The 2,614-nt window shown below is 40.5% G+C and carries 2 protein-coding genes; both read right to left on the bottom strand.

Annotation, left to right across the window (positions count from 1 at the left end):
• Positions 1-704: 704 nt before the first annotated feature.
• Positions 705-1,763 carry a hypothetical protein gene (locus tag FUA23_RS22035; RefSeq protein WP_147932936.1) on the bottom strand — a complete coding sequence of 353 codons (1,059 nt, stop codon included), beginning with the start codon at positions 1,761-1,763 and terminating at the stop codon, positions 705-707.
• Between the two features lie 613 nt (positions 1,764-2,376).
• Complete coding sequence (locus FUA23_RS22030; RefSeq protein ID WP_147932935.1) at positions 2,377-2,592, bottom strand: helix-turn-helix domain-containing protein; 216 nt, start codon at positions 2,590-2,592, stop codon at positions 2,377-2,379.
• Between the last annotated feature and the right edge of the window lie 22 nt (positions 2,593-2,614).

Below are 2,614 nucleotides of genomic sequence, written 5' to 3'. Positions count from 1 at the left end.
GATGAGATGGAGATTTTTGGTCGCGCCGAGCCCGTACTTATCGTACAGATCACTAAATTTACGCAGCTGTGGAGTGAGCATGAGTTGGAGTGGTAGTTAACCCCAAGTTAGTGCTCGCTTCGCACTTTTGAAAAAATGTAGAGTAGTGTGGCTGCTCGGACATCATTGAAAGTACGTTTGGACGCTACAAAAACAAGGGCGGCGTTAAAGCAATCAGCGCCGACGTGTTAAAGAGCCCGTTATACCATATCGAAATCTCGCTAGATTTTGTCGATCAAGCTCTGACTACCGTAACTTACCAGCAGGTCTACGACTGGGAAACCGCCAACACCTGCCCAACGCGATACACTCAGTTAAGGGTGCTCCGAGAGAGGACGGAATCGGCCACGGCCGCAGCCTAACAGAGGGAACACCCTACCTTTAAAACGACAGGAATCCGACGCGACTGAATGGTATCAAACGGAACCCCCTACTACTAATCCTTACAATTACACCCAGACTTTGCTTCGTAATAATTTGGAGTCATACTTCCATCACAAAAATTGGACACCGTCCGATTTAGCGGCCCTATCCAGTGAACGTAGACTTCAGTTTGACCTGTAGGGATAATACACCCCTTTCCTGATGGATAATGACGGCCAGCATTGTACTCTATTCCACAAATCAGGAACAAAACAACTAATACTACTGCCAAGCCTAAGCTACTATATTTTAGGAATTTCATATCTTACTAAAGGTTGATCTTCGTTATTTTCTTCGATGCAATACAATATGCTACTTTCAGTGTTAAGTACACAGGCATTAACTAAACGATCTAGTTTGAATCGCTGGAGGTCGTCTGTAACCAAGTTGTAAACATGTAGTTCAGGGCGGGTTCTAGATGCGAAAACATCTTGAACAGCCATTACGTCCTGTCTCATACCAAGATATAATCCGTAGGCTACATCCCCATGTGTTTTGACGCTATAGTAATAAAAATAGTCACGGCTAAAAATATTTTCATCAGAAATATTCCTCATCTCCCCAAAACTATAAAATTTTTCGGGCGCTCCATTGGTTGAATAAACGTCAATTGAGTTAACGCTTGGCTTATTCAAAACGACTAGCTCATGCTTATCATTGTACTTTATATCCGTCGGCGAAACGGATATTCTTGCTTCCTCTGACAATTCATTTGGAAAGGAATTAAGATATTTGGACCTCAAAACCTCTTTTTGTGTGTTTTTATTAAAAATAATAAATTTCGCATCAGAAAACCGACCGGTGATTGCGACAAGAGAGTCATTTAATCCGACAGCACTTTGAATATCTCCCCAGTAAAGTCCTGGCACAGCACCATATATATATGGTACCGAATTAGGCAGAACACTGATACTACTTAAAGACTTAGTTGAATAATTGAAAAAATGTATTTCTTTAGACATTTCATCATAATCCACTATTTTAACAAAATCAGCATTTTCAACTTCTCCTTTTCCGAGGCCAATCGGTTGAAACCGAGACAACTTTTCGCCATCTTCTAAGTGTGAAAAAGCATATTCTTTTTTGATGTCTTGAAAAACTAACGATGAATTAACCAATAGAATATCAGTCAAATAACCAAACTGCCCTTCTGGTCCGAAATTTTCCCCTTGAAGTTCTATCACATCAACTGAACGTTCTTCCGTCGAGGCTTCTGATACCACTTTATACGATGCCATCTCAAGATCATTCCCACAAGAGAAAAAAAGGAGTCCAACAAATGTCAAAAAAAATTTATTCATGATATATATTATTCACTTTTTATGTTTGTCAACCGCTATCCAACCAGCAAATATTTAAGGACTGCAACTACAACAATAAAAATCGAGACTCATAAGATGACATATCTAAATTATCATACTTGGCAAGTATGATTAGGATAACTCCATCATTCCCACGAGTCTCGAATTGTAACAACTTGAGAAATCAAATCCCTCCTACACCTCCAGAACTATTGCAGCTCCCAGAAGCACTATAACCCTTTACTGATTCACAACTACACATTGTAAAATAAGTATCATTGTTCCATGGCCATGGACTAGATTTAACAGTAGAGAATCCAGTAGAACAGGGAGCTCCGCTACCAGCAGAACTCGCTACCGCAGTCAAACTTAAAGATAACACAAAACACAGTATTAAACGTCTCATAATATTTTTTTTGATAGAATCCCTATCAATAACGACTCCATTGTTGGCTGGAATCAATTGCCATGAAGCTAAAATACTGGGACTAAAACCCAAGTATCCCCAAGCATCCCCAAGCATCCCCAAGCATCCCCAAGCATCCCCAAGCATCCCCAAGCATCCCCAAAATTCGACGGTTTTCAGCTTCCGACCAATTCTGAACGCTAATTTTTACTGTTCCCCTCGATATTCTTTCGGGGCTTTGATTTTAGCAAAATCATCCGCTGTAACGCCAGGAGGATATCCAAGTTCGCTGTAAATAAGTTTCTGCCAAGGAGCAGCAAGCAAGTATGGAAACTCATAGGGCATGGCATCCATCCATTTGCGCAAGGTTTTTCTGCACACGCCAAATTCTTCGGCAATGTTAGCTCTTGATTTTAAGTACATATGTTTGGTTATTCAGGTGATT

The sequence above is a fragment of the Neolewinella aurantiaca genome (genome assembly GCF_008014675.1).
In the GTDB taxonomy this organism is placed as follows: domain Bacteria; phylum Bacteroidota; class Bacteroidia; order Chitinophagales; family Saprospiraceae; genus Neolewinella; species Neolewinella aurantiaca.
This window is presented reverse-complemented; position numbering and strand designations above follow the sequence as displayed.